The sequence below is a fragment of the Actinoplanes sp. NPDC026670 genome, assembly GCF_040638175.1.
GTDB lineage: Bacteria > Actinomycetota > Actinomycetes > Mycobacteriales > Micromonosporaceae > Actinoplanes.
This window is the reverse complement of record NZ_JBEZXU010000039.1, coordinates 73,456-98,650: the sequence shown is the minus strand read 5'-3', so window position 1 is coordinate 98,650 and position 25,195 is coordinate 73,456. Positions and strand designations below refer to the sequence as shown.

Annotated in this window: 20 protein-coding genes; 7 read left to right on the top strand and 13 right to left on the bottom strand. The window is 71.7% G+C overall.

Annotation, left to right across the window (positions count from 1 at the left end; all coding sequences use genetic code 11):
* Positions 1-116: 116 nt before the first annotated feature.
* Positions 117-1,475: a glycosyl hydrolase gene (locus AB0E94_RS32540; protein ID WP_360334202.1), complete on the bottom strand. Its 1,359-nt coding sequence runs from the start codon at positions 1,473-1,475 to the stop codon at positions 117-119.
* A 475-nt stretch (positions 1,476-1,950) separates the two neighbouring features.
* Between AB0E94_RS32540 and AB0E94_RS32535 the strand changes: the two genes are divergently transcribed.
* On the top strand, positions 1,951-2,739 hold the full coding sequence (locus AB0E94_RS32535; protein ID WP_360334199.1) for a metallophosphoesterase: 789 nt from the start codon (positions 1,951-1,953) through the stop codon (positions 2,737-2,739).
* Here the strand turns inward: AB0E94_RS32535 and AB0E94_RS32530 are convergent.
* Genes AB0E94_RS32530 through AB0E94_RS32515 form a run of 4 tightly spaced genes read right to left on the bottom strand, consistent with a single transcriptional unit; the run spans position 2,729 to position 8,336 of the window.
* Positions 2,729-3,460, bottom strand: coding sequence for an endonuclease/exonuclease/phosphatase family protein (locus AB0E94_RS32530; protein WP_360334196.1), 732 nt, complete (start codon positions 3,458-3,460; stop codon positions 2,729-2,731). The two genes, AB0E94_RS32535 and AB0E94_RS32530, sit on opposite strands and share 11 nt — an antisense overlap.
* Before the next feature lie 2 nt (positions 3,461-3,462).
* Positions 3,463-5,454, bottom strand: coding sequence for a prolyl oligopeptidase family serine peptidase (locus AB0E94_RS32525; protein WP_360334193.1), 1,992 nt, complete (start codon positions 5,452-5,454; stop codon positions 3,463-3,465).
* Positions 5,455-5,469: 15 nt separating this feature from the next.
* On the bottom strand, positions 5,470-6,759 hold the full coding sequence (locus AB0E94_RS32520) for an SPFH domain-containing protein (RefSeq protein WP_360334190.1): 1,290 nt from the start codon (positions 6,757-6,759) through the stop codon (positions 5,470-5,472).
* A complete protein-coding gene (locus AB0E94_RS32515) occupies positions 6,756-8,336 on the bottom strand; it encodes an SPFH domain-containing protein (protein ID WP_360334187.1) in 1,581 nt (526 codons plus the stop codon). The genes AB0E94_RS32520 and AB0E94_RS32515 overlap by 4 nt, the downstream gene beginning before the upstream one ends.
* Before the next feature lie 828 nt (positions 8,337-9,164).
* On the opposite strand from AB0E94_RS32515, the gene AB0E94_RS32510 reads away from it, so the two are divergent.
* Positions 9,165-10,478, top strand: coding sequence for a squalene monooxygenase (locus AB0E94_RS32510; protein ID WP_360334184.1), 1,314 nt, complete (start codon positions 9,165-9,167; stop codon positions 10,476-10,478).
* Here AB0E94_RS32510 and AB0E94_RS32505 read toward each other — a convergent pair.
* Positions 10,411-13,587 (bottom strand): DUF4132 domain-containing protein, encoded by a 3,177-nt coding sequence (locus tag AB0E94_RS32505; RefSeq protein ID WP_360334182.1) that lies wholly within the window; start codon positions 13,585-13,587, stop codon positions 10,411-10,413. The genes AB0E94_RS32510 and AB0E94_RS32505 overlap by 68 nt on opposite strands.
* A gap of 45 nt (positions 13,588-13,632) precedes the next feature.
* Here AB0E94_RS32505 and AB0E94_RS32500 point away from each other — a divergent pair, with 45 nt between their 5' ends.
* Genes AB0E94_RS32500 through AB0E94_RS32490 form a run of 3 tightly spaced genes read left to right on the top strand, consistent with a single transcriptional unit; the run spans position 13,633 to position 16,031 of the window.
* Positions 13,633-14,004 carry a VOC family protein gene (locus AB0E94_RS32500; RefSeq protein WP_360334179.1) on the top strand — a complete coding sequence of 124 codons (372 nt, stop codon included), beginning with the start codon at positions 13,633-13,635 and terminating at the stop codon, positions 14,002-14,004.
* On the top strand, positions 14,001-14,924 hold the full coding sequence (locus tag AB0E94_RS32495) for a nucleoside hydrolase (RefSeq protein ID WP_360334176.1): 924 nt from the start codon (positions 14,001-14,003) through the stop codon (positions 14,922-14,924). Before AB0E94_RS32500 ends, AB0E94_RS32495 begins: the two co-directional genes overlap by 4 nt.
* Before the next feature lie 9 nt (positions 14,925-14,933).
* Complete coding sequence (locus AB0E94_RS32490) at positions 14,934-16,031, top strand: DUF2293 domain-containing protein (protein WP_360334173.1); 1,098 nt, start codon at positions 14,934-14,936, stop codon at positions 16,029-16,031.
* Here the strand turns inward: AB0E94_RS32490 and AB0E94_RS32485 are convergent.
* From AB0E94_RS32485 to AB0E94_RS32475, 3 genes are all read right to left on the bottom strand, one after another.
* Positions 15,988-16,128: a hypothetical protein gene (locus AB0E94_RS32485; RefSeq protein ID WP_360334170.1), complete on the bottom strand. Its 141-nt coding sequence runs from the start codon at positions 16,126-16,128 to the stop codon at positions 15,988-15,990. The two genes, AB0E94_RS32490 and AB0E94_RS32485, sit on opposite strands and share 44 nt — an antisense overlap.
* Before the next feature lie 35 nt (positions 16,129-16,163).
* On the bottom strand, positions 16,164-18,242 hold the full coding sequence (locus tag AB0E94_RS32480; protein WP_360334167.1) for a helicase-associated domain-containing protein: 2,079 nt from the start codon (positions 18,240-18,242) through the stop codon (positions 16,164-16,166).
* A gap of 70 nt (positions 18,243-18,312) precedes the next feature.
* Positions 18,313-20,685: a bifunctional diguanylate cyclase/phosphodiesterase gene (locus AB0E94_RS32475; RefSeq protein WP_360334164.1), complete on the bottom strand. Its 2,373-nt coding sequence runs from the start codon at positions 20,683-20,685 to the stop codon at positions 18,313-18,315.
* 121 nt (positions 20,686-20,806) lie between these two features.
* On the opposite strand from AB0E94_RS32475, the gene AB0E94_RS32470 reads away from it, so the two are divergent.
* Positions 20,807-21,982, top strand: a complete 1,176-nt coding sequence (locus tag AB0E94_RS32470) for a cytochrome P450 (protein ID WP_360334161.1) — start codon at positions 20,807-20,809, stop codon at positions 21,980-21,982.
* A 2-nt stretch (positions 21,983-21,984) separates the two neighbouring features.
* Here the strand turns inward: AB0E94_RS32470 and AB0E94_RS32465 are convergent, their stop codons facing one another.
* The 4 genes from AB0E94_RS32465 to AB0E94_RS32450 are packed head-to-tail and all read right to left on the bottom strand — an operon-like array spanning position 21,985 to position 24,177.
* A complete protein-coding gene (locus AB0E94_RS32465; RefSeq protein ID WP_360334158.1) occupies positions 21,985-22,308 on the bottom strand; it encodes a hypothetical protein in 324 nt (107 codons plus the stop codon).
* Positions 22,309-22,325: 17 nt separating this feature from the next.
* Positions 22,326-23,501, bottom strand: coding sequence for a hypothetical protein (locus AB0E94_RS32460; protein ID WP_360334155.1), 1,176 nt, complete (start codon positions 23,499-23,501; stop codon positions 22,326-22,328).
* Positions 23,498-23,800: a type VII secretion target gene (locus tag AB0E94_RS32455; RefSeq protein WP_360334152.1), complete on the bottom strand. Its 303-nt coding sequence runs from the start codon at positions 23,798-23,800 to the stop codon at positions 23,498-23,500. The genes AB0E94_RS32460 and AB0E94_RS32455 overlap by 4 nt, the downstream gene beginning before the upstream one ends.
* Positions 23,797-24,177, bottom strand: a complete 381-nt coding sequence (locus AB0E94_RS32450; protein WP_360334149.1) for a YbaB/EbfC family nucleoid-associated protein — start codon at positions 24,175-24,177, stop codon at positions 23,797-23,799. Before AB0E94_RS32450 ends, AB0E94_RS32455 begins: the two co-directional genes overlap by 4 nt.
* Positions 24,178-24,692: 515 nt before the next feature.
* Between AB0E94_RS32450 and AB0E94_RS32445 the strand changes: the two genes are divergently transcribed.
* The gene (locus AB0E94_RS32445) at positions 24,693-25,070 is read left to right on the top strand and encodes a helix-turn-helix transcriptional regulator (RefSeq protein WP_360334146.1); all 378 of its coding nucleotides are present in this window, start codon (positions 24,693-24,695) and stop codon (positions 25,068-25,070) included.
* Positions 25,071-25,195: the final 125 nt, after the last annotated feature.

The following is a 25,195-nucleotide window of genomic DNA, read 5'->3' as shown; positions in this document are numbered from 1 at the left end:
CCCTCCGGGTGGGGGGGGGCCCTGGGGGGCCCCCGGGGGGTGGGGTGGCGCGGGCCGGCCCGGCGGGGGGGGGCGGGCCCCGCCCCCCCCCCCGCCCGTGTTCCCTTCCCCAGGGGTCAGGAGACGGCCACGTCGTCGAACCAGACGGTGCCGGTGTTGTCACCCGACTTGAGGTGCAGCTGGACGCTCGTGGCCCCGGCCGGGGCGGCCGCCTCGACGACCAGCTTGGTCCAGGACGAGTTGCCGGCCGGCAGACGGTTCGAGGTGTTCTGGCTGATCCACTTGCCGTTGACGTCGAACCAGCTCAGCGCGATCTCGGTGATGCCGGTCGCGTTCACGCCACGGGCGTACGCCTCGGCGCGCCAGCGGTAGCCGGCCTGGACGGGCGTGATCGGCGAGGTGACCATCGACGGCAGGCCGGCCGCGGTACGGGTGGTGCCGGCGAAGCGGGCCGACTTCGCACCGGAGCGGGCCACGTCGGTGACGATCACCGGGGCGCCCGCGTCGGCGTTGGCGAGCCGCCACGGCGAGTCGCTCGCGGCCGCCTCGAAACCGAGGTTGAGCAGGCTGTTCGGGACCACGCCGTTGTTCCACCAGTTGCTCACCACCGAGGCGGCGAACTTCGCGGTGCCGTCGGCCCGGTAGAGGCCGAACTTGTACTGCGCCGGCATCGTCGAGACCTGCGAGTTGGGCGGGATGGCGCCGCTCGCGAAGTCGTTGAGCGTCCACGGCGACACCGAGCCGACACCGGCCTGGGCCGCGGCCCGGAACACCCGGGCCAGGTAGGCGCCCTGCTCGCCCTCGCTGACCACGGCGCTGCTGATGCCCGTCTCGCCGATCACGACCGGCGACGGGGCGACAGCGGCCTGCGCCTTGCGGATCTCGGCGAGCGCCCGCTCCGAGGAGCCGTAGAAGTGGAAGTCGTAGTAGTCGAGCGGGGTGGCGGTCAGCGACGACTTGATCTGCGACATGCCGGTCGCGCCGGTGCCGCCGTCGACCGAGAGGGTGAGCGGCAGGTTCGGGGCCCACCCGCGGATCGCCGGGATGACCTGCTTGACCCAGTTGACCGCGGCGGTGTCGCCGGGCTGGAACTCGTTCTTCAGCTCGACGGCGATGACGCGGGGGTCGTCCACGTACGGCCCGAGGACCGACTTGGCCCAGTTGACGCTGTTGCCGACCTCGTTGTAGCCGGACCACCAGTCGAACAGGGTGACCTTGACGGTGAGGCCGTGCGCGTCGGCGATGCTGACGAACTTGCGCAGCTTCTCGGCGTACTCCGGCTTCGGGGCGGGCCAGCCGAACGCCTGCGGGAAGACGATCACCCGGACGTTGTCGGCGCCCAGCGCGGCGACCTTGGCCAGGTCGGCGTCGATCCGGACGGGGTCGAACCCGGTCCACATCGCCGACCAGCCGGCGTCCGACGGGTAGTAGTTGAGCGACTTCGCGCTCTGCACCGCGGTCATCCGGTCCGTCATGGTGGGAGCCTCCCCCGCCGCGAACGCGGGCGCTTCGGCAAGACCGAGGCTCATCAGAACGGAGGAGGCAAAGACTGCGGCGCGAACGCGGAAGCTGCTCATGGGGGGATCGATGCCTCTCGCAGGGTTGCTTTTCGGGGGTGACCTCTCATTCGGCTCCGGCGTCGGTTCCTGGAGCTTCCGGCTGATGGCAAGGTGGTTGCAAACCGGGTGCCCCCCACTTCGGACGTTGCGAGCGGGTTGCCGGCCGGCCCGGTTCCCGTACTCCCCCTCCGCCCGGGCCGGGTCCGGCGTTGCCGTCCGGTTGCCGCGCAAACTCGGTGGCCCCGTCCAGGATCGACCGGCCGCCCGCGGGCCCGCCTGTGGCGAGGGCGTTTTTCACCCCGCGGAGGCGCCGGGCGGCCAGATCGGTTGCAGTGATCCACAAACCACGATTCGATGACTGTCGACCTGATCAGCCGACGGAAAGAGCGACATGCGCCTGCTGGACGACCCGCTGAAGCGGCTCGCGACGATCCCCTACCGGGCGGCCGGCCCGGGCGGGACCACCCGGACCCTTCAACTCGCCGTCGAGAGCCTCCGCGTCGACGCTCTGCCCACCGGTTGCGCGGGGCTGCTCGCCACCGGCGATCTCCAGGGCATCGCCGTCTCGCCGGATGACGGGAAACCCGTGCTGCTCGGCGTCGCCCTCGCCGCCTACCTGCGGCTCTGGGCCGGCAGCGGCCTGCTGCCGCCACCCGGCGACCTGACTGTGCTGCTCACCGGCGATCTCTATTCGGCGCCGAACGCCGACCTGCGCGGCGCATCGGGCGACGTGCACGAGGTGTGGGCGGCCTTCGCCGCCGGCAGCCCGGCGGTCCTCGGCATCGCCGGAAACCACGACCTGGTCACCGGCGGCGTGAACCGGCTCGGCCCCGGCGTCGCCCTGCTCGACGGCGCCCGGCACGGTCACGGCGACCTCACCGTCGCGGGTGTCAGCGGGGTCATCGGAGACCCTGCAAAACCTTTCCGCCGTACGGAGGAAGCGTTCCTGAGCACGGTGGAGGCGATCACCACGCCCCCGCCGGACGTGCTGCTCCTGCACGAGGGCCCGCGTGGCACCGGCCCCGACCAGCCCGGCCGGCCCGCGCTACGCGACCTGCTGGAACGCCGCCCACCGGCGCTGACCCTGTGCGGGCACGTGCACTGGCGCCGCCCGGTCGCGCCGCTCGGCGGCGGTCACATCGTCAACGTGGACGCCCGGGCGGTGCTGTTCACCACGTGAGGTCCGCCTCGACCGCGTAGTGGTCGGAGAGATACGCGGGGCGGCCGTCGGCCAGGCGTACCTCCTCGTCGAAGACCAGCCGGGCCCCGGCCCGCGGCACCGCCCGGACCAGAACGTGGTCGAGCGCGGTCGGCGACGGCCAGTCAGGCGCCGGCCGGAAGGTCGGCCGGGGGTCGCCGGCCAGCACGTCGCGCAGCCCGGCCGCCGTCAGGAAGCCGGTGAGCAGCGACGACGTCCGGGACACGTTCAGGTCGCCGGCCACCACCAGCGGCGTCGCCGGGTCGATCGCCGCGAGCCGCCCAGCGAGATGATCGAATTCGGACCGGAGCACGGCGGTGAAGCGGTCGTCGAGGCGCGCCGACAGATGCGTGTCCACCACGACGACCTCGCCGTCGCCGGTGGCGATCGTGGTGATCAGCGCGCCCTTGCGCATCAGGAACTCCGGGCGGGCCGGGCCGGTCCTCGGGTAGCGCACGAACTCGCTGGTCACGATCGGCCACCGGGAAAGCACCACCAGACCACCCTCGAGCAGGACCGATCCGGAGTACGCGGAGTGCCGCAGGCCCGGGGCCAGGTCGCGGATCAGGTTCGCGTTCCGCCGGTACATCACCTCCTGCAGACAGACCACGTCATAGCCGCCCCGGTCCAGGCGCGGGCCGAGCACCCGCAGCCGGGGCCGGACGTCACCGCGGAACAGCGTGTTGAAGGTCAGCAGCCGCACGGTCAGCGGGCCAGCTTGCGCCAGAGGAACTCCAGCATCAGCGCCCGGATCGTCGCGGCCTGATCATTGTCGGCCGCGCCGGCATGCCCACCCTCCACGTTCTCGTGGTAGGCGACCTCGTGCCCGTGCTCGCGCATCAGGGCCGCCATCTTTCGGGCGTGCCCCGGATGCACCCGGTCGTCGCGGGTCGAGGTGGAGAACAGCACCGGCGGGTACACGCCGTCGGGCCGGACGTTCTGGTACGGCGAGTACTCGCGCAGGAACTCCCAGTCGGCGGCGACGTCCGGGTCCCCGTACTCCGCGATCCAGGATTTTCCGGCCAGCAGCCTGGTGTAGCGCCGCATGTCGAGCAACGGCACGGTGGCCACCACCGCGCCGAACAGCTCCGGATAGCGGGTCAGCATCACGCCCATCAGCAGGCCGCCGTTGCTGCCGCCCTTGATGCCGAGCTGCTCCGGGGTGGTGATCCCGCGCGCCACCAGGTCGGCGGCGACCGCGGCGAAGTCCTCGTAGGCCCGCAGCCGGTTCTCCCGCAACGCGGCCCGGTGCCAGGCCGGGCCGTACTCGCCGCCGCCCCGGATGTTGGCGACCGCGTAGGCGCCACCCCGGGCCAGCCAGCCCCGCCCGATCACCGCGTCGTAGCCGGGCGTCAGCGGGACCTCGAACCCGCCGTAGCCACTGAGCAGCGCCGGACCGGGTTTCTCACCACCGGCCACGAAGTACGGCACCCGCGTGCCGTCGGCCGAGACCGCGAAGAACTGCCGCACCTCCAGCCCGCTCGTGTCGAAGAAGGCCGGCTGCCGTTTGAGGACCTCGACCGGGCCGCCGACCGTGCCCAGGCTCAGCGTCGTCGGCAGCAGAAAACCCTCGGCCGCGATCAGGTACGAGTCATCGCGATCCGGATCGGTCTCGACGATCCACGTCTGGGCGAACTCGCCGGCCGCCGGCAGCGCCTGCCGGGTCCACCCCGGATCGCCCGGGGTGAGCACGTGCGCCTCGGTCCGGACGTCGGTCATGGTGACCAGCAGCAGGTGGTTACGGGTCCACGACCAGCCGTTGAGGGAGGTGCGCTCGTCCGGCCGGAACAGCACGGTGAAGTCACGCCGGCCGAACCTGGCAGCCAGCAGCGCCCCGGCCGGATGGGTCACCCCGCCGACCGTCCACGGCGACCGGACCCGGACCAGCATCCACTCCCGGTGCACCTCGCAGTCGGCGTCCTCGGGCACGTCGATCCGCTCCAGCTGGCCGCCCGGCACCCGGACGTGGTACTCGCGGGTGAAGAAGGTCGGCCACCTGATCACCAGGTCGCGTTCGAACCCCTCGGTCGTGTCGTGGTAGGCCCGCACCAGGATGTCGTCGGCCGCCCCCTCAAAGACGGTCTCCGCCTCGGACAGCGGGGTGCCGCGCCGCCACCGCTTCGCGATCCGCGGATAACCGGACGACGTCAGCGACCCCGGCCCGAAGTCGGTGCCGACGAAGATATGGTCCGCGTCGATCCAGTCGACGTCGCTCTTCGCCTCCGGCAGGGTGAACCCGTCCGCCACGAAGACCCGGCGGACCAGGTCGAACTCGCGGACCACCGAGGCGTCCGAGCCGCCCCGGGCCAGGCTGATCAGGCAGCGCTCGTTCCCGGGGCGCAGCACCGTGACGTCGCTCCACGTCCAGTTCTCGCCCTCCAGCTCGTTCAGGGCGTCGACGTCGAGCAGAACGTCCCACTCCGGCTCGTCCAGCCTGTACTGCTCGGCGGTGGTCCGCCGCCACAGGCCCCGCGGGTGGTCGGCGTCCTGCCAGAACGAGTAGTAGAAGCCGTCACCGCGCCAGCCCGGGAACGAGATCCGGTCCCGGCTGTCCAGGACCTCCCGGATCTCGTCCCGGGTGCGCACGAACTCCTCGTCCGCGAAGGCGGCCAGTGTCTCGCCGTTGCGCTCCGCGACCCACCGGGCCGCCTCGGGCTCGTCGAGAGATTCCAGCCAGAGATACGCATCGTCGATCATCGGTCGACAATCGCATCAAGCGGCGTCGTTGCCAACCGGTCCGGCCGGGCGTTCCGCTGCGGGCAGCGCGCCCGGGCGCGGCAGCATCTGGGCGGCCAGCAGAGTGGCCAGCGCCGAGGTGTCCGCGCCACCGGCGCCGTCGGTACGCACCACCAGTGGCTGCGGCGCCTGCCCGGCCAGCTCGGCGCCCACCTCGAGCCGGCGCAGCGCCAGCTCGTACTGGAGGACGGCCCGGTTGTCCCGGTAGGCCTGGGCCAGCCGGCGCTGCGCCTTCGCCTCGTTCTCGGCCGCGATCAGGCCGCTGCGGCCCCGCGTCTCGATCTCGAACTTCACCCGCTGCGCGTTCGTCTCCTGCTCCTCCAGCAGCTGGGCGACCTGCTCCCGGGCCTTGTTCAGAGACGCCTTGACCTCGACGATCCGGGCGTCACGCACCTTCTTCGCCCGCTCGATGTCCATCTGCAACTGGTCGATCCGGCGCTTGCGGGTCAGGCCCCACTCCTGCTCGTAGGCGGTGCTCTCCTTCGCGACCCGCTCCCGGGTGGCGATGTGCTGCTGGTACTGGGCGGGCAGCTGCACGTCCGGGATGTTGCAACCGGTGATCCGTACGCCATACCGGTCCAGCTGCCGGTTCAGCAGATCCTGCATGTCGGCCACGTCCGAGCCGCGCAGGTCGTACGCCCGCTCGGTCTGCACCATCCGGGCCCGCTGCCGGATCGCGTCCTGCACGGCGCTGGACAGCACCAGGTCGAAGTTGCCGGCGCCGATCGTCCGCACGAACAGGACGGCGTCGGTGATCCGCAGCTTCAGGAAGAACTCGATCGAACGCAGCGGCACGTTCTCCCGGGTCGGGCAGGCCATCACCGGCGCCGAATACGGGATCTCGGTCGCCACGTCCACCACGAACGCGACCCGCGACCACGGGTGCCACAGGTAGTGCCGGCCCGGGTCCAGGGTGCGGCTGACCGCGCCGTACCTGGTCAGCACCCCGTTCGTGCCCTGCTCGATCTCCACGATCGAGCTGCGCCACCACCACAGCGCGCCGATCAGCAGGAACAGGCCGCCGGAGAGGTACGCCAGGACGCCGAAGAAACCGGCGTCGCCGTTGATCGAGAACATCACCCCGGACAGCAGCGCGAGCAGCCCGAGCCAGAGCGGGGCGAGCCAGCCGAGGCGGCGGCGATGCTTCGGGATGACGACCGGGACCAGGGTGCCGGCCTCGCCGCCGCGCAGCAGCCGGGCCACGTCGCTCCACGGCGCGACCACCTCGGAGATGGTCGAACTACGGCCTTTGGTAGCCGTACTCATGCCTGGTCCTCCTGGTCCTCGACCGCAACCACCGCGACGGCCGGCTGGTCGGTGTGCCGCAACGCGTTGATCTCTTCCTCGCGATCGGCGATCCGCTGCGCGACCTCGGCCAGCCGGGTGCGCATGGCCGCCATGTCGGCCTCGGTGAACAGCTCGCTGCCCCGCTCGCCGACCATCTCCCGGGCCAGCTGAAGCAGGTCGATGCCGACCGAGCCGTTCGGGTCGGCCGAACCGCCGATCCGGACCAGCCGCGGCAGGTGCCCGGCCACCTCCTCCAGGCGGTCCAGCACCTCACGCTGGTAGCGGTACTCCAGGATCTCCGGCGCCTCGGCCACCGTCACCGCCCGGATGTCCAGGGCCTGCGCCTCCAGCAGCGCGGCGTTCGCCTTCGCCTCCGACTCGGCCAGGATGTAGCGCTGCCGGGCCACCGCCTCGGCCCGGTTCGTCTCCCGTTCCAGGGCGGTGTCCATCTGCGCCTGGTACTGCGCGATGTCCGCCTGGATCGCCGACAGCGTCTCCTGCAGGCTGGCCAGCTCCTTGATCAGGTCGCCCTCGTCCTGCTCCTTGCGTAGCTGCAACGCGTACTCGTGGGTGTAGGCGTCCTTCGCCACCCGCACCATCTCCGGCGCGGCCAGGTCCATCCGGTACTTGCGATCGGACGGCTCGGCGTGCGTGATGTTCGCGTTGGTCAGCTCCACCGCCGGACGGAACTGCTGGTTCAGCTGGTCCAGCAGCCGGCCCGTCTCCTCGCCGACCATGTTGTAGATGTCCGCCGCCGACTGCTCGTAGATCAGGCTGCGGATCGTCTCGCTGACCGCGTTGCCGAGTTTCTCCTCGAAACCGCGGACCGCGCCGAGCGTGTAGACGAACTCCACCGGGTCACTGATCCGGAACTGGATGAACAGGTCGATCGACGCCTTCACCCCGCCCTTCGTCGGCGCCTCCCGGACCGGGGCGTTGAACGGGTACTCCCGGGTGGTGTTCAGGATGTACGACACCCGCTTCCACGGGTTCAGCAGGATGATCCGGCCCGGGCCGACCACCTGCTCCAGCTTGCCGAACCGGGTGATCAGCGCGGCACAGCCGTCCGGCACCATCACCATCCCCTGCCGCCACCAGACGAAGCCCACCGCCAGCAGCGACAGCACCCAGTAGTGCACGCCGAAATACGGGTTGGTCAGCACGTCACCGCCGGCCACGCCGATCGCCGCGGCCGCCGCCACCCCGATCACCGGGAGCAGCAGCACCGGCAGCATGGTCACCAGCGACCGCCCGCGCGGGATCACCATCGGGCAGATGACGTGCACCTGCTCGCCGTCCTGCCGGCGCAGCTCGCTGCGGTTGAGCACCTCCCCCGCCTCGTCGAGCGGAACCATCCGCTGCTCCATGACGGTGTCGATGCTGCCGCCGAGATCGCGGGCCGCCGGGAAATCGACCGGGTCCACCCCGAGATCCAGCTGCCCCGAGGCCACCGCCTTGCCGAGCCGGCGTGCCTCCTCGACCGCCACCGCCCGGGGATCCGCCCCCTCCGCGACAGCACTGGCCGCCTTGCGTAATCCCTGCTGGAGACGCGCCACGGTCCCCCCTCATCCGTTGCCGTAGAACCAGAGATGCTATCGAGCCCCATCAAGAACAGGGGTTGCTGTACGCAAAGAGACACCTTCCCGGCCAAGTCGACTTCCTCGGCCCGGACACGTCGAGCGCCCCTTCCCGGCCACAGCCAGGCGCTCAGCGGCACAACAGGCCGCCTCCCGGGCGTCTCCGCCAACGAAGACCTCGAGACAACGCCGCGCGATGGCGACAGAGGGCACACGTTTACGCTGGTAGCGAGGTTGTCTTAAGCAACCATCAGGGTCACTCCGGAGGGCTGACCGCTCGGGTACCGACCTGCCCTATGAGCCGATCTTGCACGAGCACGCATCTCCGGCCGATCCCGCACGAGGACACACCCGGGTCGATCTTGCACGAATCTGCACCCCAGGGCCGATCTTGCAGACATCTCCACGCCCCGGCGGGGAAACTCGCGCAAGGTCCACGCCAGGATGTGGACCTTGCACGAAGACCCACCCCAGGACCTGAAGAACCGTGCAAGATCGCCGCGGGCGGGCAAAACCGTGCAAGATCCGCGGCACTTCGAAGGGAAACACCGGAACCGCACGGACCACCCGAAACCCAACCGCCGCATAAGCCGGCAAAACGGCCGCATCTTCGAAGCCGCCGCCGGACACCAGCCCTCACAGATCTCGCAAACCGGCTCTCACCGCTTTCTCACGCATGCCGGGACAGCGGCGAGAGCCGGTCGGCCCAAGATCGGCAAGGATGCCCGCCGGCGGAGATTCAGCCGGGAGCCTGACCGGTGGGGGAAACGGGCGCCGGAGTGCGGGGGCGCCGGGATCATCCGGGGAGTGGAACATGCGGTGGTCATCGGGGGCAGCGTCGGCGGGCTGCTTGCGGCGCGGGCTCTCAGTGAGGCGTTCGAGCAGGTCACCGTGCTCGAACGGGATCGGCTCCCGGAGGGTGCGGCGGCTCGGCGCGGGGTTCCGCAGAGCCGGCAGGCGCATGCGCTGCTCGCCCGGGGCAGCATGGTCCTGGACGAGTTGTTCCCCGGGTTCGTGGCGGAGATGCTGCGGGCCGGAGTGCCGGCCGGCGACCTCCAGGACGACTGTCACTGGTATCTGGACGGGCGCCAGATGCGCCGGGCGCCGTCGTCGATGCCCGTCTACGGGGTGACCCGGCCGCTGCTGGAGCACCTGGTCCGGGAGCGGGTACGGGCGCTGCCGAACGTGACGCTCGCCGGCGCCGCCGAGGTGACCGGGCTGCTGCTGCGCGGCGGGCGGGTGTGCGGCGTCCGGACCGGGGACGGCACGATCGGGGCCGGCCTGGTCGTCGACGCCGGGGGCCGGGCCAGCCGCCTGCCGCACTGGCTGCACGAACTGGGGTACGGCGCGGTGCCGGTCACGTCGGTGCGCACCGACGTGGTCTACACGACCCGCCATTTCCGGTACGAGCCGGATCTCCTCCCGTTCGCCGTGATCAACGCGCCGTACCCGGGGATGCCGCGCACCGGCGTCACGATCCGGCAGGAGGGTGACCGGGTGGTGCTGTTCCTCGGTGGGATCCTCGGCGCCGAGCCGCCGGCCGACGACGCCGGGGTGACCGCGTTCGCCGAGTCGCTGCCGGGGCCGGAGATCAGGGACTTCCTGCGGGTCGCGGAACCGCTCGACGATCCGGTGCGGATGCGGTTCCCGGCCAGCGTGCGGCGCCACTACGAGCGGATGCGCCGGCTCCCGGACGGGCTGGTCACGCTCGGTGACGCGATGTGCAGTTTCAACCCGATCTACGGCCAGGGGATCACCGTCGCCGCGTTGCAGGCGGCCGCGCTGGCCCGGACGGCCGGGGCGGGCCGGTGGTTCACCCGCGCGGCCCGCCTGGTGGACGTCCCGTGGTCGATGGCGACCGCCACCGATCTCCGGTTCCCGCAGGTCGAGGGCCCGCGCCGGGCCCTCGACCGGCCGTTGAACGCCTACCTCCAGCGTTACCGGGCCGCCGCCGTCCACGATGCCGATCTCGGGGCGGCGTTCCTGCGGGTGTCGAACATGCTGGCCGGGCCCGGTCACCTGCTGGCGCCGGGCCGGCTGCTGCGGGTGCTGCTCAGTCCAGCACGCGCAGATCGTGGACCAGCTCGGAGAAGACCACAGCCGGCAGGTCGCCGAGGGTGACGCCGGAGCGGAACAGGGTGACCCCGGTGACGGTCTGCGGCAGCGCCGAGTCGACGGTGTCGGAGGCGTGCCAGCCGGGGTCGGTGTCGAGGATCGCCCAGGCGCCGCCGGCGAGCGGTTTGGCCATCTGCACGGCTGCGTCGTACCAGCGGGTCCAGCCGTGCCGTTCGAGACCACGCAGGACCGCGTAGGTGGTCTTGCGGCCCTCGAACCGGTCCAGGTCGGTGACGTCCCGGTAGACCGGGCGGTCGAGCTGCGCGAACGGCTGGAGCAGCTGGTAGTCGGCGAACACCCCGGCCCATTCGGCCAGCGCGCCGGCCGGGAAGTCGAGCGGATGCAGGACGCTCACGCTCGTCCCGTCGGCGAGGGTCACCGGCTCGTCGGCGGCGTCCGCGAGAGTGCCGTCCTCGGCGACTCGAACGGTGCCGGCGAGAGTGTCCGAAGAGTGGACGCCCCAGACCAGGCGCTGGGCCAGGTGGGTCATCCACGGGTGGCCGGCGAACCGGTCGAGGAAGATCTCGGCCGGGATCCGCCGCTGCGCGCACATCGCCCGTTCCAGGCGGGCCACGTGCAGCGACGCCGACGAGCGGGCCTCCTTGCGCAGGGCGGTCAGCCGGTCCTTGGCCGCTTTCTGCTTGACCTTGTCCGCGCCACGGCCCGGTTTCGGCAGGTCGGCGAGGATCCGGCCGGTCTCGTCGCGGAGCACCGGCAGGAGGCGTTCGTCGAAGGCGATCCGGAAGGTCCCGGCGTCGACCTCGACCCGGTCGCCGCCCTCGTCGTCGAGGCCGAGCAGCGGCACGAGCCGGTCGGCGAGCTCGTCCGAGGTGAGGCCGCGCAGGTCGGCGATCGCCTCGATGTGGCCCCTGGCGACACTCTTGAACACCGGGAACCGGGACCGTTCAGCGAGCAGGCTCAGCTCTATCAGGGCCGCGTCGGTGCCCCGGTGCCGCAGCGCGTCGAGGGCCGCCTGGGCGCGGGCGGCGGCCGGGGTGCCGGCCCACTGGCGGGCATGGGTCGCGATGCGGCGGGCGCCGGCGTCGTCGCCGATCAGGCCGACGGCCTGCATGCACCAGCCTTCGGCGGCGGGCGCGCCGGCGGCCACCCAGCGGTCGAACAGCGCGTCGGCGAACACCGCCCGTGACGACGCGGTCCAGCGGTTCCGTGCGGCGAGCACCGCCGGATGGACCTCATCGGTGTTGCAGCTTGCCAGCCGTACCAGAAAATGGTCTTGATCGTCGGGGGTGGCCTGACCGCCGGAGGCACTGGTCAGCGGCGGCAGCGGCTGGGCGGTGAGGTATCGGGGGATCTTCGGCTTCTTCGCCTTCGGGGCGTCGAGCGGGTCGCGGTCGAGGAACGCGGTCAGTTCGGCGGCGCGGTCGCCGGCCTGGGTGAGCAGCAGCGCACGGTGACCCTGCGTGTCGAGGTAGCGCAGCACCCGCCCGGTCGCGTCGTCGTCCGGGTCGGCGGTCCACAGCGCGACGGTTCCGGCCGCCGCGTGCTCCGGGTGCCGCAGCAGCCAGGACCGGGCCGGGCGGCGCTGCTTCTTGCCGGCGAAGGCGCGGGCGATCGGCGCGGCCAGCGACGGGTGCCCGACCGGCTGCGCGGCCTCCAGCGCGGCTTCGACGCTGTTGCGGTCCTCGAACGCGCCGAGCAGCGGCGCGACGTGGCTCATCCCGTGCCGGAGCAGCAGCATCGGGGCCAGCCGGCTCACCCAGTAGTGGAAGTTCGAGAAGCCGAGCGCCATCAGCCGCTCGTGCGTCCACTCCGGCGCGAGGGCGAGCGCGGTCAGCGGCGTCGGGATCGCGAAGTGCTCCCGGTGCTCCAGCCAGGCGGTCACGGCGGCGGTGTCGCAGCGGCTGATCGGCACGCCGTCCCACTGGATGGCGTCCTCGTAGACGCCGGCCTGCTCGGCGGCCTCGCGCTCGGCGTCCCGGAAGCGCAGGACCGGTTCGACCGGCACGGCCACGTCCAGCCACGTCGGCCGCGCCGCCTCCGGCGGCTGATAAGCACAGGGCGATCCATCCGGTACGCCCGGCAGCTCCCGTTCCTTGACCTCGGTGAAGCCGGTCGCCCACGCGTGACCGGCGTCCCGTTCCTCGGCCAGCGCCGCCCGGGCCGCGTCGTGGTCGACGTGCGCGAGCAGGGTGCACCACAGCCCGTTGTAGTAGGCGTCGTCGTGGAACGGGTAGGCCGGCCGCATCCGGCTCAGCACCGGCCCCACCTCGGCGCCCGCGATGTCCAGCATCCCGGCCAGGTAGAGCCGCGGGCCGGTGGCGCCGAAGAACTCGTGCCGCACCTTCCGGTTGGTGTGCAGGAACCGGTCCAGGGTGTCCAGGCCGCCGGACGCCAGCCCGGACGCGTGCACGTTGAAGTTGCCGAACTCGCCGACGTTCCGCATCGCCTCGGCGTGGGCGGCGCGCTCCACGTCGCCGGACTGCGGCCCGACCGGCAGCAGGAAACTGACCGCCCAGAACAGATCGGCCCGGGTGTTGCCGCTGAGCTGCTCGGCCATCCGGTCCCGGACGTCCAGCAGCACGTCCCGGGCCTGCGCGTAGGTCGTGTCGTCGGCGGCCACCAGCAGCTCCCGGAGCCGCCCGAAGAGCCCGGCGCCGACGTACGGCAGGTCGGTGTGGAACCCGAGGACGGCCCGCCGGCACGCCTCGGCCAGCCCGTGCGCGGCGACCAGGAAATCGGCCAGCCGGTCGTCGATGTTCTCGTCGAGGTACTGGAACCGCTCACGGACCGCCCGGACCAGCGCGATGTCGTCGGCCTCCGAACCGATCCGGGTCGCCGGGTCGAGCAGCCGCCCGCCGAGCGTCCGGTCCGCCGCGGTGCTGGAGGTGACGAACTCCCACACCCGGGACGGCTCGTTCGACTTGTCGCGGATCGCCCGGTCCTGCGCCCAGATCGCGTGCCGCAGCCCGGCCCACGCCTCGTCGACGCCGGGCAGCGGCCGGATCGGGGTGCGGAGCCCGCCACGCCGCGGAGGCAGCACCGAACGCAGCCATCCGGTGACGATCAGACCGTCCCGGTGATCACCGGGATCGGTGTCGTCAGGTGTCCATTCCAGCGGTGCGTGCGAGGCTGAGGGTGCGCTCCATGACGTCACCGCGCCACCCTAGCCACCGCCGTCCGACGAGGGAGTCATCCGATCGTGCGAGCCGTACAGATCGCCCAGCACGCCGCGGACCTGCCGCGCGCCACCGCCTTCTACACCGACCTCCTCGGCGCGCCGCCGGTCGCGTCGTTCGACCCGCCGGGGCTGGTCTTCTTCGACCTGGACGGGCTGCGCCTGCTCCTCGACCGGGGCGCCCCGCCGGCCCTGCACTACTACCTGGTCGACGATGTCGCGGCCACGGTCGAACGGCTGCGGGCGGACGGCACGACGATCGAGAGCGAACCGCACGTGATCTTCACGCATCAGGACGACCGGCTCGGGCCGGCCGGCGCCGAGGAGGTGCACGCCTTCGTACGCGACACCGAAGGCAACCTGGTCGGGCTGATCGAGCACCGCCCGGCCGGATGATCGTCGACTGCGACCCGGGACACGACGACGCGCTGGCGCTGCTGCTGGCGGCCGGCGACCCGCGGGCCCGGCTGCTCGGCGTCACCACGGTCGCCGGCAACCAGACCCTGGAGAAGACGACCCGGAACGCGCTGCGGGTCCTCGCGCTGGCCGGGGCCCACGACGTGCCGGTCGCCGCCGGATGTGACCGGCCCCTGGTCGGTGAGCTGAACGTGGCCGAGGACATCCACGGCGCCTCCGGTCTCGACGGGCCCGACCTGGACGGACCGGTCGCCGAGCCGGTGGGGGTGCACGCGGTCGAGCTGATGCGGCGGCTGATCACCGGCGCCGACGGCCCGGTCACCGTGGTCGCGACCGGGCCGCTGACCAACGTGGCGCTGCTGCTGCGCCGCCACCCCGAGGTGTCGCCCGGGATCCGGCGGATCGTCTTCATGGGCGGTTCCACCGAGCGGGGCAACACCACGCCGTACGGGGAGTTCAACATCGTCACCGACCCGGAGGCGGCCGACATCGTGCTCCGGTCCGGGCTGCCGCTGACCATGATCGGCCTGAACGTCACCCACCAGGCGCTGGCCACCGGCGAGGTCATCGACGGGTTCCGGGCGATGGGCACCCGGCTCGGCGGGATCTGCGCGGAGCTGATGACGTTCTTCGCCGCCACGTACCACCGGGTGTTCGGGTTCGAGCATCCGCCCGTGCACGACCCGATCGCGGTGGCCCGGGTGCTCGAGCCGTCGATCGTGCGGACCGTCGCCGCGCCCGTCTCGGTGGAGCTGGCCGGGGCGTACACCCGGGGCGCCACCGTCGTCGACCTGCACCGCCGCACCGGCCGGCCGTCGAACGTGGACGTCGCGGTCGGCCTCGACGTGGACGCCTTCTGGCGCCTGCTGCTCACCACGGTGCGCCGGCTGGGCGGATAACATCCGGCCATGCAGGTCGTCACCAAACTGGAACGACGGGTGGTCGCCGCGGCCGAGGAGGCGCTGACCCGGCAGCGTCAGGTCAGCGTGCTCGACGTGCTGACCGGGATGGGCTGGCTGCCACCCGGCCGGGTCACCGAGTGGCGGCAGGGCCGCGTACCGGACCTGGAGTCGGTCGCGGTCGTCGCGCCGGACCGGATCGCCGACGCGCTGGAGGTGTTCCGCCGCTGGGTGGACAGCCGTGGCCTGCGCCCCGGCGAGATCGACTACGTGTCCGCCACCCGTGATCGGCGGCCGCTCCGGTTCACCGCCGGCGGCGACCCGGAGCGCGAGACGGCGTACCGCACCCACTGGCTGGCCGCCGACCTCACCGACAGCCAGCGGGCCCGGCTGACCACCCGGCAGAGCAAACCCCCGGACCTGGTCGTGGTGATGCCGGCCAAGCCGTTCACCTGCGCCGGCTGCGCCACCGACGACGACGGCATGCTGATCATGGAGGATGCCGGGCCGCACTGCCTGACCTGCGCCGATCTCGACCACCTGGTGTTCCTGCCGTCCGGCGACGCGGCCCTCACCAGGCGCGCCAAGCAGGCCAGCCGGCTGTCCGCCGTGGTGGTCCGGTTCAACCGCTCCCGCGGCCGGCACGAACGTCAGGGGCTGCTGGTCGAACAGTCCGCCGTCGAACAGGCCGAACAGCAGTGCCTGTCCGACGAGGAGGTCCGGGCCCGCCGCCGCGAACGCGACCGGGTCCGGCGTGAGGCCGCCGACGAGGTGTTCCAGGAGCGGCTGGCCGGGCAGATCGCCGAACTGTTCCCCGGCTGCCCGGCGGCCCGAGCCGACGAGATCAGCCGCCACACCAGCATCCGGGGCAGCGGCCGGGTCGGCCGCAGCGCCGCCGGGCGGGCCTTCGACCCGGACGCGGTGACCCGCGCGGTGATCGCCTCGATCCGCCACGAGGACACCGACTACGACGACCTGCTGATGTCCGGAGTCCCCCGGGACGAGGCCCGCCTCCGGATCCGCCCCGCCATCGACCGGGTCCTGGACCGCTGGCGCACGCCTGTCAGCGGCGACGACGTCCCAGGAGGGACGCGACCTCCAGCGTGAACGGGAACGGCTCCTCCGAGATCAGCTCCTGACCGGGCCCGGCGACCACAACCGGCACATACCGGTCACCGGCCAGGCGCAGAAGGTGCAGTTCCACCGAGTCCCGTCATCCCAGGCCGCGCCGGTATGACATCAGCGGCCGCCGAGCGCGGTGCGGGCGATGGCCGCCGGGTCGTGCAGGGTCGGGAAGTCGTCGACGTAATCGTCGGGTGCCGGGGCGGCCCGCCGCCGCTGGCGGATCTCGATGGCCGGGCTGCCGTCGGAGCTCAGGCTCGCCGGGGCGTATCCGGCGGCCCGCAACGCAGCCAGCGTCTCAGCCGGCGGTTTCGCGCTGACCAGGACGGTCGGGGCGAGCCGGGCCAGTGCGAGAGTCCTCAGCGCACGGGTGTTGAGGATCTCGGTGAGCAGCGTCTCGTCCTCGCTGCACAGGCAGCAGCCGGCCGGGCGGACCTGGACGTGCCCGTACCGGCGGGCGACGTCGTCGATCAGGTAGCCGAGGGTCTGCGGCACCCGCCCGCCCTCGGCCACCTCGGTGAGCCGGGCGAGGATGCCCTCCGCGCTGTGCCCGGCGTCGAAGGCCGCGCGCACACTGCCCGGGGAGAACCGCCAGATCCAGGCCCCGCTGCGGGATTCCGGGGTGGCGACGCCGTCGAGCAGGGCGAGCAGCGCGGCCGACGGTGTGCCGGTGACGACGGCGGTCAGGTCGTTCTGGAGCAGGACCGCGTCGAGGGCCCGCGGCACCATCGCCTCGGCCTCCGGGCGGGTGGCGTCGACGCCGCCGCCGGACAGCCGGGCCCGGCACAGGTCCGAGGGGGCGCCGTGGGCGAGCAGGCCGAGCCGGTGCGCCTCCTGCCAGATCCCGGTGACATACCGTTCCAGCTCGTCACCGGCCTGGGCACTGATGAACGGCCCCTGCCAGGCGATCCGTTCGGCGAGCGCGGCGGGCGCGGCGGCCCGGCCGGCGGGCACGGCGTCGACGACGGTACGCAGGAACAGCCCCCGCAACGAGGCCAGGACATATTCCTCGTGCTCATTCCAGTAGAGGAGCCGTGCCGGCGGGCCGGCGTCCTCGGGCGGGGCGAGCGGGCAGGCCGGCATGGTCAGCCAGTCGTCGACGAGCTCGAGCAACTGGCCGGCGGGGTCACCGGCGGCGAACTCGTCGTAGGCGGCACCCGGGGTGAGCCCGGCGTCGGAGGCTTCGACGAGCCCACCGGCGGTGACCAGTTCGAGGGTGAGGCGGGCCCGGTCCTCGTCCTGCCCGGCGGCCCGGGCGATCTTGCGCAGCTCCCGCACGCCCAGACCACCGGACTTGAGCAGCGGGACCGGGCCGCTGCTCAGGCACTCGACGACCGCGCTGACCGCGGCCAGGGTCTGTGCCGCGGCGGCGGCCGCCTCCCGCGCGACGGTTTCGGCGGCGATCGGGGTGAGCACGAGTCCGGGCGGGCGCGCGTCGAACGGGGCCGTGCCGTCGCCGCGCAGGGCGAGCGCCACCTCACGTGGCATCAGGCTGCCGCCCCACATCGACTGGACGACGAGACCGCGCTCGATCGCCCACGGCAGGGGCGGCCCCGGCACGCCGAAGCTGATCCCGCCCCGGTCGAGCAGCGACGTCGGCTGCCGGGCCAGCTCGGCGAGCCGCTCACGGACGTCGGGCGGCGCCGCCGCGGCGATCCGGCGGACGGTCTCCGGCTTCGCGACCTTGCGGGCCAGCCTCTCGACGAGTTCGACTTTGCCCAGGTTGGTGGTCGAAAGGCCGTGGAGCTTGGCGAGCCGGCGCAGTTCGGGCAGGGGGAGCGTGCCGTACAGCTGGGCGGCGCCGGGCCCGAGATCCAGCGGGGCCGGGAAGACCTCGGAGAGATGCCCGGCGGCGAGACCGCCGGCTTCCGGCCACAGCAGGGCGAGGCCGGTGAGCCGGTCCAGCGCCGCAAGAAGATCAACATCATCATCCGGTACGCCCACCAGCGCCGCGATTCGAGCGGTGTCACACGAGTGGTCCAGTGCCGCGGCGACCTCGGCCACCTGGAGCTGCGGCAATGTCAGCAGCGAGCAGGCGACCGTCAGCGACGACGGTTGCAGCAGCCGGCCGGCGACCTCCGCGGCGGTCTTCGGCGGTGGGTCGATCGTCACGTCCCGCCGGATCGTCACCAGGGCGGTGAGCTGGTCCTGACCGAGGGTCCGCAGATGGGCGGCGAGAGAGTTGACTGGATGCACGCCGCAAACCGTATGAGACCCGGGACCATCGAGGCGCCCCGGGACCCCGTTCGGATGACCGCCGCCGTCGTCAACCGGCCGGCCGGGCGGCTCTGGCCTCCCGGCCCGGGCTGATCTCCCGGGCCGGGCTGATCTCCCGGGCCTCCTCGGCCGCCCGCACCTGGACCGCCAGCAGGCCCGACACGGCGTCGGCGGTCATCGGCTCGCCCAGGTAGTAGCCCTGGCCCACGGTGTAACCGAGATCGAGGAGGGCGGCCACCTGTTCCGGGCTCTCGATCCCCTCGGCGACCGTGTCCAGGCCGAGCGCCCGCGCGAGCTGGATCACCGCGCGGGCCACCGCCTGCCTGGCGTCGGCCGCCGCCGGATGGCCGTCGTCGATCTCGATGCCGTCCACGAAGGACTTGTCCAGCTTGACGATCGCCGCCGGGAAGGCGCGCAGCAGGCTCAGCGACGACTCGCCGGTGCCGAAGTCGTCGAGAGCCAGCCGGATGCCCATCCGGTCCAGGTCGTAGAGCGCCCGGGACACCTGCTGGCCGCGCAGCACCGCCGACTCGGTCACTTCGAGGACCAGCCGTTCACAGGGCAGACCACTGTCGGAGAGCGCGGCCGCCACATCCGCCACGAAGTCGGGGTCATGGAGCTGGCGGGCCGACACGTTCAGTCCGGTCTCGGCCAGCCCGTCCGGTCCGAACTCGGCGAGCCACGCGGCCGCCTGCCGACAGGTCTCGCGCAGCACGAACCGGCCCAGCGGCACGATCAGGCCGGTCCGTTCGGCGGCCGGGATGAAATCGGCCGGGCTGACCAGCCCGCGGACCGGGTGGTGCCAGCGGACCAGGGCCTCGACGCCGATCACCCGGTTGCAGTCCAGCCGCACGATCGGCTGGTAGACGACCCGGAACTCGTTCTGGTCCAGCGCCCGCCGCAACTCGCCGCCGAGCTGCATGTGAGCCAGGACCGGCTCGCCCATGCCGTCCACATAGCGCACGAACCCGGCCTTGCCCCGCTGCTTGGCGGTGAACACGGCGACGTCGGCGTCCCGCAGCACCGAGTCCACGGTGGAGCCGGGCGCGGCCACCGCGGCGCCGATGCTGGCCTGCACCAGCAGGCGGTGCTCGCTGATCGGCTCGGCGAACACGGCCAGCAGGCTACGGGCCAGTTCCTCGGGCACGGCGCCGGCCCCGGTCAGGAGCACAGCGAACTCGTCGCCGCCCACCCGTACCGCCAGATGCTCGTCGCCGACCGCGGCCCGCAGCCGATCCGCGACCGCGACCAGAAGCCTGTCTCCGACGCCGTGGCCGAGCAGGTCGTTGACGGTTTTGAAATCGTCGAGGTCGATCAGCAGCACCGCCGCGGGCCGGTCCGCGGAGAGCGCGGCGGTGAGCCGGTCACGGAACAGCGCCCGGTTCGCCAGCCCGGTCAGCCCGTCGTGGCTGACCTCGTGCTGAAGGCGTTCCTCCTGCGTCCGCGCGGTCCGCAGCAGCCGGGCGTTCTCCCGGGAGGCGAGGTACTGCCGGACCATGACCAGCGCGGTCACCACGACCGCGGCGATCAGGACCACCCGCACCGGCCAGCGCAGCGGCGCGCCGAAGGCGACCGCGACGAGCGGCACATCGACCAGGATCATGGCGAGGTACGGCAGCAGCACACCGTGCCGGGCCGGGTAGCGACGCGGCGCCCGGTCGGCCCGTCCCTGAGCGGCGACGCCCAGCGTGACCAGCACCGGCGCCAGCGGCATCACGATCGCCTGGGCCGGGACGCTCGCGATGTATCCGAACTGCACGGCCAGCACCGACACCGCGCCGGCCGGGACCCCGCCACCGGCCGCGACCAGCCGGATCGCCACCCGGTCGACCGGGCCGCCGACGATGTACGACACCTTCGTCGCCGCGCCCACCGCGACCAGCAGACCCAGTCCGACCAGCAGCATCGCCTGCCGGCTCCACGGTTCACGGGCGGACAGCATCGGGGCCAGGCCGACGTACCAGAGCACTGCCGCGCAGCCGAGGAACGCGATCATCCGGTCCAGGGTCATCCGCCACCGCTCGGCGCCACCCGACGCGGCGACCGGCACCCGGGCCAGCGCCACGAACGCGACCAGGAAACCGATCGCGGTGAGGGCCGCCGCCGGGGCCGACATGCTGCGGGTCCGGGCCTGTTCGGCGTGGGTGAGCATGTCCACGGCCAGCCAGCCGTAACCGGCGGTGATCAGGGCGACGGCGATCAGGACGCCCCGCCAGAACCGTCTGGCCACCGGATCCACGGCTGTCGTCAGTGGACGGACGGAGGCAGCGGCGAGCGCGCCACCTATCGGCACGAAGACGTACGCGATCGCTTCGAGGCCGGCGCCGACGGTCAGGAAGGCCACACACCAGACGGTGCCGAGCGCGGCGACCGCGGCGGTGGCCCGTACGTAAGTGGTCGAACCAAGCGTGCTCCGCGTCACGGGCCAGACACTAGCGGTCCCGATGTGCACCGGATCTCATCCGAACGTTCGACGTTCACCGATACGTACCGGGACCCGTCGGGCATTCCGCTCTTGGTGACCGGCACGGCACACTCAGTGAATGCCGTACCTCGATGTCATCGACGGGGACTTCTCCTTCACCGCACCGGAAGTGTTCGCGGCCCAGGACGCCGACTGGTTCGCCGACAGTCCACTCGGAATGCTCGTGCTGCGCCACGCGGAGGCGCAGGAACTGCTTCGCGACCGCCGGCTCGACCACGGCGGCGACGACTATCTGCGACGCAGTGGCATCACCGCCGGGCCGATCCACGACTGGTGGGTGCCGATGATCGTCAACCAGGACGGCGCCGACCACAGACGGCTCCGTGGCCTGGTCGGGCGGTCCTTCACACCTCGGACCGTCGACCTGCTGCGGCCGTTCATCCGGGCGGCCACCGAGGAGCTGGCGGACGGGATCACCGACGAGACCGAGTTCGTCGACGCCTTCGCCAACCGGCTGCCGCTCGCCGTCATGAGCGAACTGCTCGGGGTGCCGGCCGCCGACCACGACGTCTTCAGTGTCTGGTCCAGCGACATCGGCCTGATCTTCTCGCTGGCCGCGGACGGCGCCACAGCGGACCGGGTCGAACGGGCCGTCGCCGGCCTCGACGGCTACATCGACGGGCTGATCGACACGAAGGCCGAGCACCCGGCCGACGACCTGATCTCGCGAATGGTCGCCGCCTGGCGCGACGACGAGACCGTCTCCCGCCCGGAGCTGCGCAATCTGCTGGTCACGCTGGTCTTCGGCGCACACGACAACACCCGGCACCAGATCTCGAACGCGCTCGTCTCGTTCACCGAACACCCGGCACAGTGGACGCTGCTCCGGGACCGGCCGGACCTGGCCGGGCGTGCGGTCACCGAGACGATGCGGTGGCGGCCGTCCGCGAACAGCGTCTTCCGGCGGGCCATCACGGACTTCACCTACCGGGACCAGCCGATCGCCGCGGGCGCTTTCGTCACGGTGGCGGTGCAGACCGCCCAGCGCGATCCGCGGGCCTATCCGGGCGGGCGAGCCTTCGACATCACCGCGGTACGGGACGCGCCGCTGCTCCAGTTCGGGGCGGGACCGCACTACTGCCTGGGCGCGGCCTTGGCCCACGCCCAGCTGGAGGAGGCCCTCCCGATCCTGACCCGCCGGTTCGGCCCGCCGGCCATCACCGGCAAGGTGACCTGGCGCCCGGCGATCGGCACCCACGGCCCGGACGTGCTACCACTGACCTTCCAGACCTGACCTCACTCGTCATCCGGACTGTAGGGGTCCGTCGGGATCAGGGTGATATTCGGAATGACCGCGGCTCGCTGTTCCGGCGTCGCGTCGAAGCCGAGCATCTCGGCACCCTCGGGGATACCGACCCGAGGAAGGAAGATGCCGTGGCGGCCGACATCGCACCACATCGTCGCGAATCCCACCCTGGTCTCCGGGCTTCCGGTGTAGGTGATGTGCATTCGCCCCTGGTCACCGTCCGGGCACAGCTCCTCGATCCGGTCCGGCCAGGCGTCCCTCATCCTCGTAAAAGCGTCGAACCACGCCTCCCAACGGCGATTCGACTCCGTCATTTCACGCATCGTCAGATCTACTCCGGATCGAGTAAGTGCTTCTTGGACTGCCACCACTGTTCCTCATGGGCGTAGGCACGGATCTCAGAAGCCGCGCGATCCGCCTCGCTCCACGGATACTTCATGCCACCGCGCAGCTCATCGAGGTGAAATCGCTCATGCGCCAGCGTCCGGGCCAACTGCTCCTCGCTCATGAACGCGTCGCGGGCAAGCTTGATCAAACCGTTCGGCATCGTCACTCCGAAGAACTCCCGGCCCGGCCCGCTCCCTCGGCGGATCTTGTCCAGATCGAACTGGACACCACGCATGTCGATGCCGAACTTGTCCGCGATCGCCAGGACGTTGTCCGTACTCATCAAGATCTTCCTGCCGTTACGGATGATTCCGTCGCCCTCCCGGAACAGACCGTGCGCCACTCCGTCCGCGGCGCCCGCATCGCGGCCGAGCAGTTGCTTCAAACGAGCCAGGACGGTGGTGAGGTCGGCGAGTCTGGTGTTCAGGTGGCGGAGGCTGTTCAGCAGGGCCCGGATGAAGTGCTGGATCCGGTTGGCCCACTGGGAGACCAGGGTGGCCACCTGTCCGGCCACCACCGGTGTGGCCAGGCCCAGCGTCACACCCTCGGCGGCCAGCCACTGCGGCAACCGCACGGCGAGCGTCGCGACGAACTGGGCGATCAGGTCCCGGACGATCTCCCGGACCAGGGCGACGAGTAGTCCAGCGCCCTCGATCGCGTACGAGATGGCGTTGGTGGCCGTCGCGATCCCGTCGATCGCGGCCAGTTGCCGGCCGGCGTGGGTTCGATAGGCGTCGCCCGAGGCGCCCTGCCAGCCGGCGGTCTGGGTGCGGATCGCTGACGCGTACCGCTGATGGGTCTCCATGGCCGCGGCCGAGACATTCCGCCAGGTCGCCGCGTGCGCGGCGATTTCGTCAGGCTTGCCGGCCAGCCAATCGAGAGCGTCACGGAGTGGCTGGACATGTTCCATCAGCCAGCCGACGCCCCAGGCGAACAGGGTGCCGAGCGGGTCCACCGCCACCGCCAGGGCGTTCAGGCTCCCGCCGACTCCGCCGAGGGTGGCGTCGACCCAGCTGTCGTCGCGGATGCCGGCGCTGATCTGCCGGGCGTCCTCGACCAGGCCCAGCCCGGTCGACCAGTCGGTGGCGTCCTGTGCCCGCGCCACCAGCGGATTGCTCATGACGGCTGGACATCGGCGATCCGCTGCGCGCTGTCCACATCGGTCGCCTCGATCGCCTCGGCGGTCGCCCGCAGCCGGTACGACGTCTCGGAAAGCGAGTCGACGGCGGCGCTCAGAACGTCCACGGCGCTGTCGAACAGCGGATCCAGCAGGGCGGGCAGGAACTGGCAGATCTGCCCGTACGCCTGCCGGTCCATCCCGACCGCACGGATCGCCGACCGGGCCAGGGCCATCTGCTCGGCGGCCGCGCCGACCGTGTTCGCGTGCTGTCGTACCGCCTCGGCCGGGAATTGCATCATCGTTCGCCCGGTGCCGGAAACCTGGTCTCGAACGAGTCGATGACGGCCCGCCCCGCCTCACTGTCGGCGCCGACGGTAGCCCGCACCTGCTCGGCCACCCGCGCCGACAGCTCGGCCTGCGCCCGCCTGATCACCGCCATGATCTCGCGCGCCAGCCGCGGACCGGAGATCTCCTGCACACGGTCGTCGAGTTCGAGCGACTCCACCTGCCCCGACGACCCGACCCGCACCCGGATCGCGCCGTCCTGCCCGTCGGCCACCCCGGTCAGCGATGCGACCCGCCGGGACAGCTCGACAGCACGCTGGGCGCGGGCATCCACCTGCGACGCCCAGGAGTCGAGCCACTCCTCAGCCGCATCGACATCGTTCACTGCCACCAGCCCACGCTATCCCCGCCGAACCACCCCGGGAAGGGCGCGAATGCCGCCGCCGACGCGCCATCCACAACACGGCACCCACAACAGCCGGAAGAAGCAATATGCTGTTGATGCTATATTTTAGAAGTGCTGATCGACTGGTCGAGCGAGTTCGACAGGTGGCTGACCGAGCTCGAGCGCAAGCAGCCGAAGGGCGCGGCCGAGCGACCGAGCAACTCAACCTCGTCAGCGCGATGCTGGGGTATTTACAGGAGCTCAAGGAACCCCAACCGAAGACACACCTACCCTGAAGCGCGTGCGGCAATCCCGCAGGCACCAGGTCTGGCGGGTCTCACACCCGTTCCGAGACGGCATCGCCGTCCGACTGATTGTCTGGTTTCCGCCTGACGAGCCGCCGTTGATCGTATTGTTCGGCAACGGCAAGGCCCAGATGGGCGATGTCTTCTACAACAGCGTCGGCAGCCGCGCCGACCAGGTGATCGCGACCTACCTAAGACTCACCGACGGAGGCGACGATGACCAGCCAACCGCATCAGCCCGAGCCAACCACCTTTGTCGGAACGGAGGCCGCACAGGAGCGCATCGCCCGCCTGCGGTCACGACCGGGGGCTGCGGAGCACGTCGCTGAGATCCGCGCCGAGATGGCAGAAGCCGATCGCATCTACGCCGAGAACCTTGCGGCAGTCCGCAAAGCGGCCGATCTGACACAGGTCGAACTGGCCAGGGCCATGGGCGTCGCACAGTCGGAGATCAGCCGCATCGAGAGCCGCCCGGACATGCTGCTGTCGACGCTGGCCAGCTATCTCGCTGCGGCCGGCGACCGCCCACGGGTGGTCGTCACCATCGACGGAATCGATATAGAAGTCGACCTCACCTCCCTGATCAGGCGCTGACCAGCCGAGTCGGCGGCTGCGCCCGGGGCATCGACGATCGGTTACGGCTGCCCGGTCTCCGCCAGGGGGCGAACGCTTCACCATGTACATCAACCGGAACGAGGCCCCGACAATGCGGACGAGTA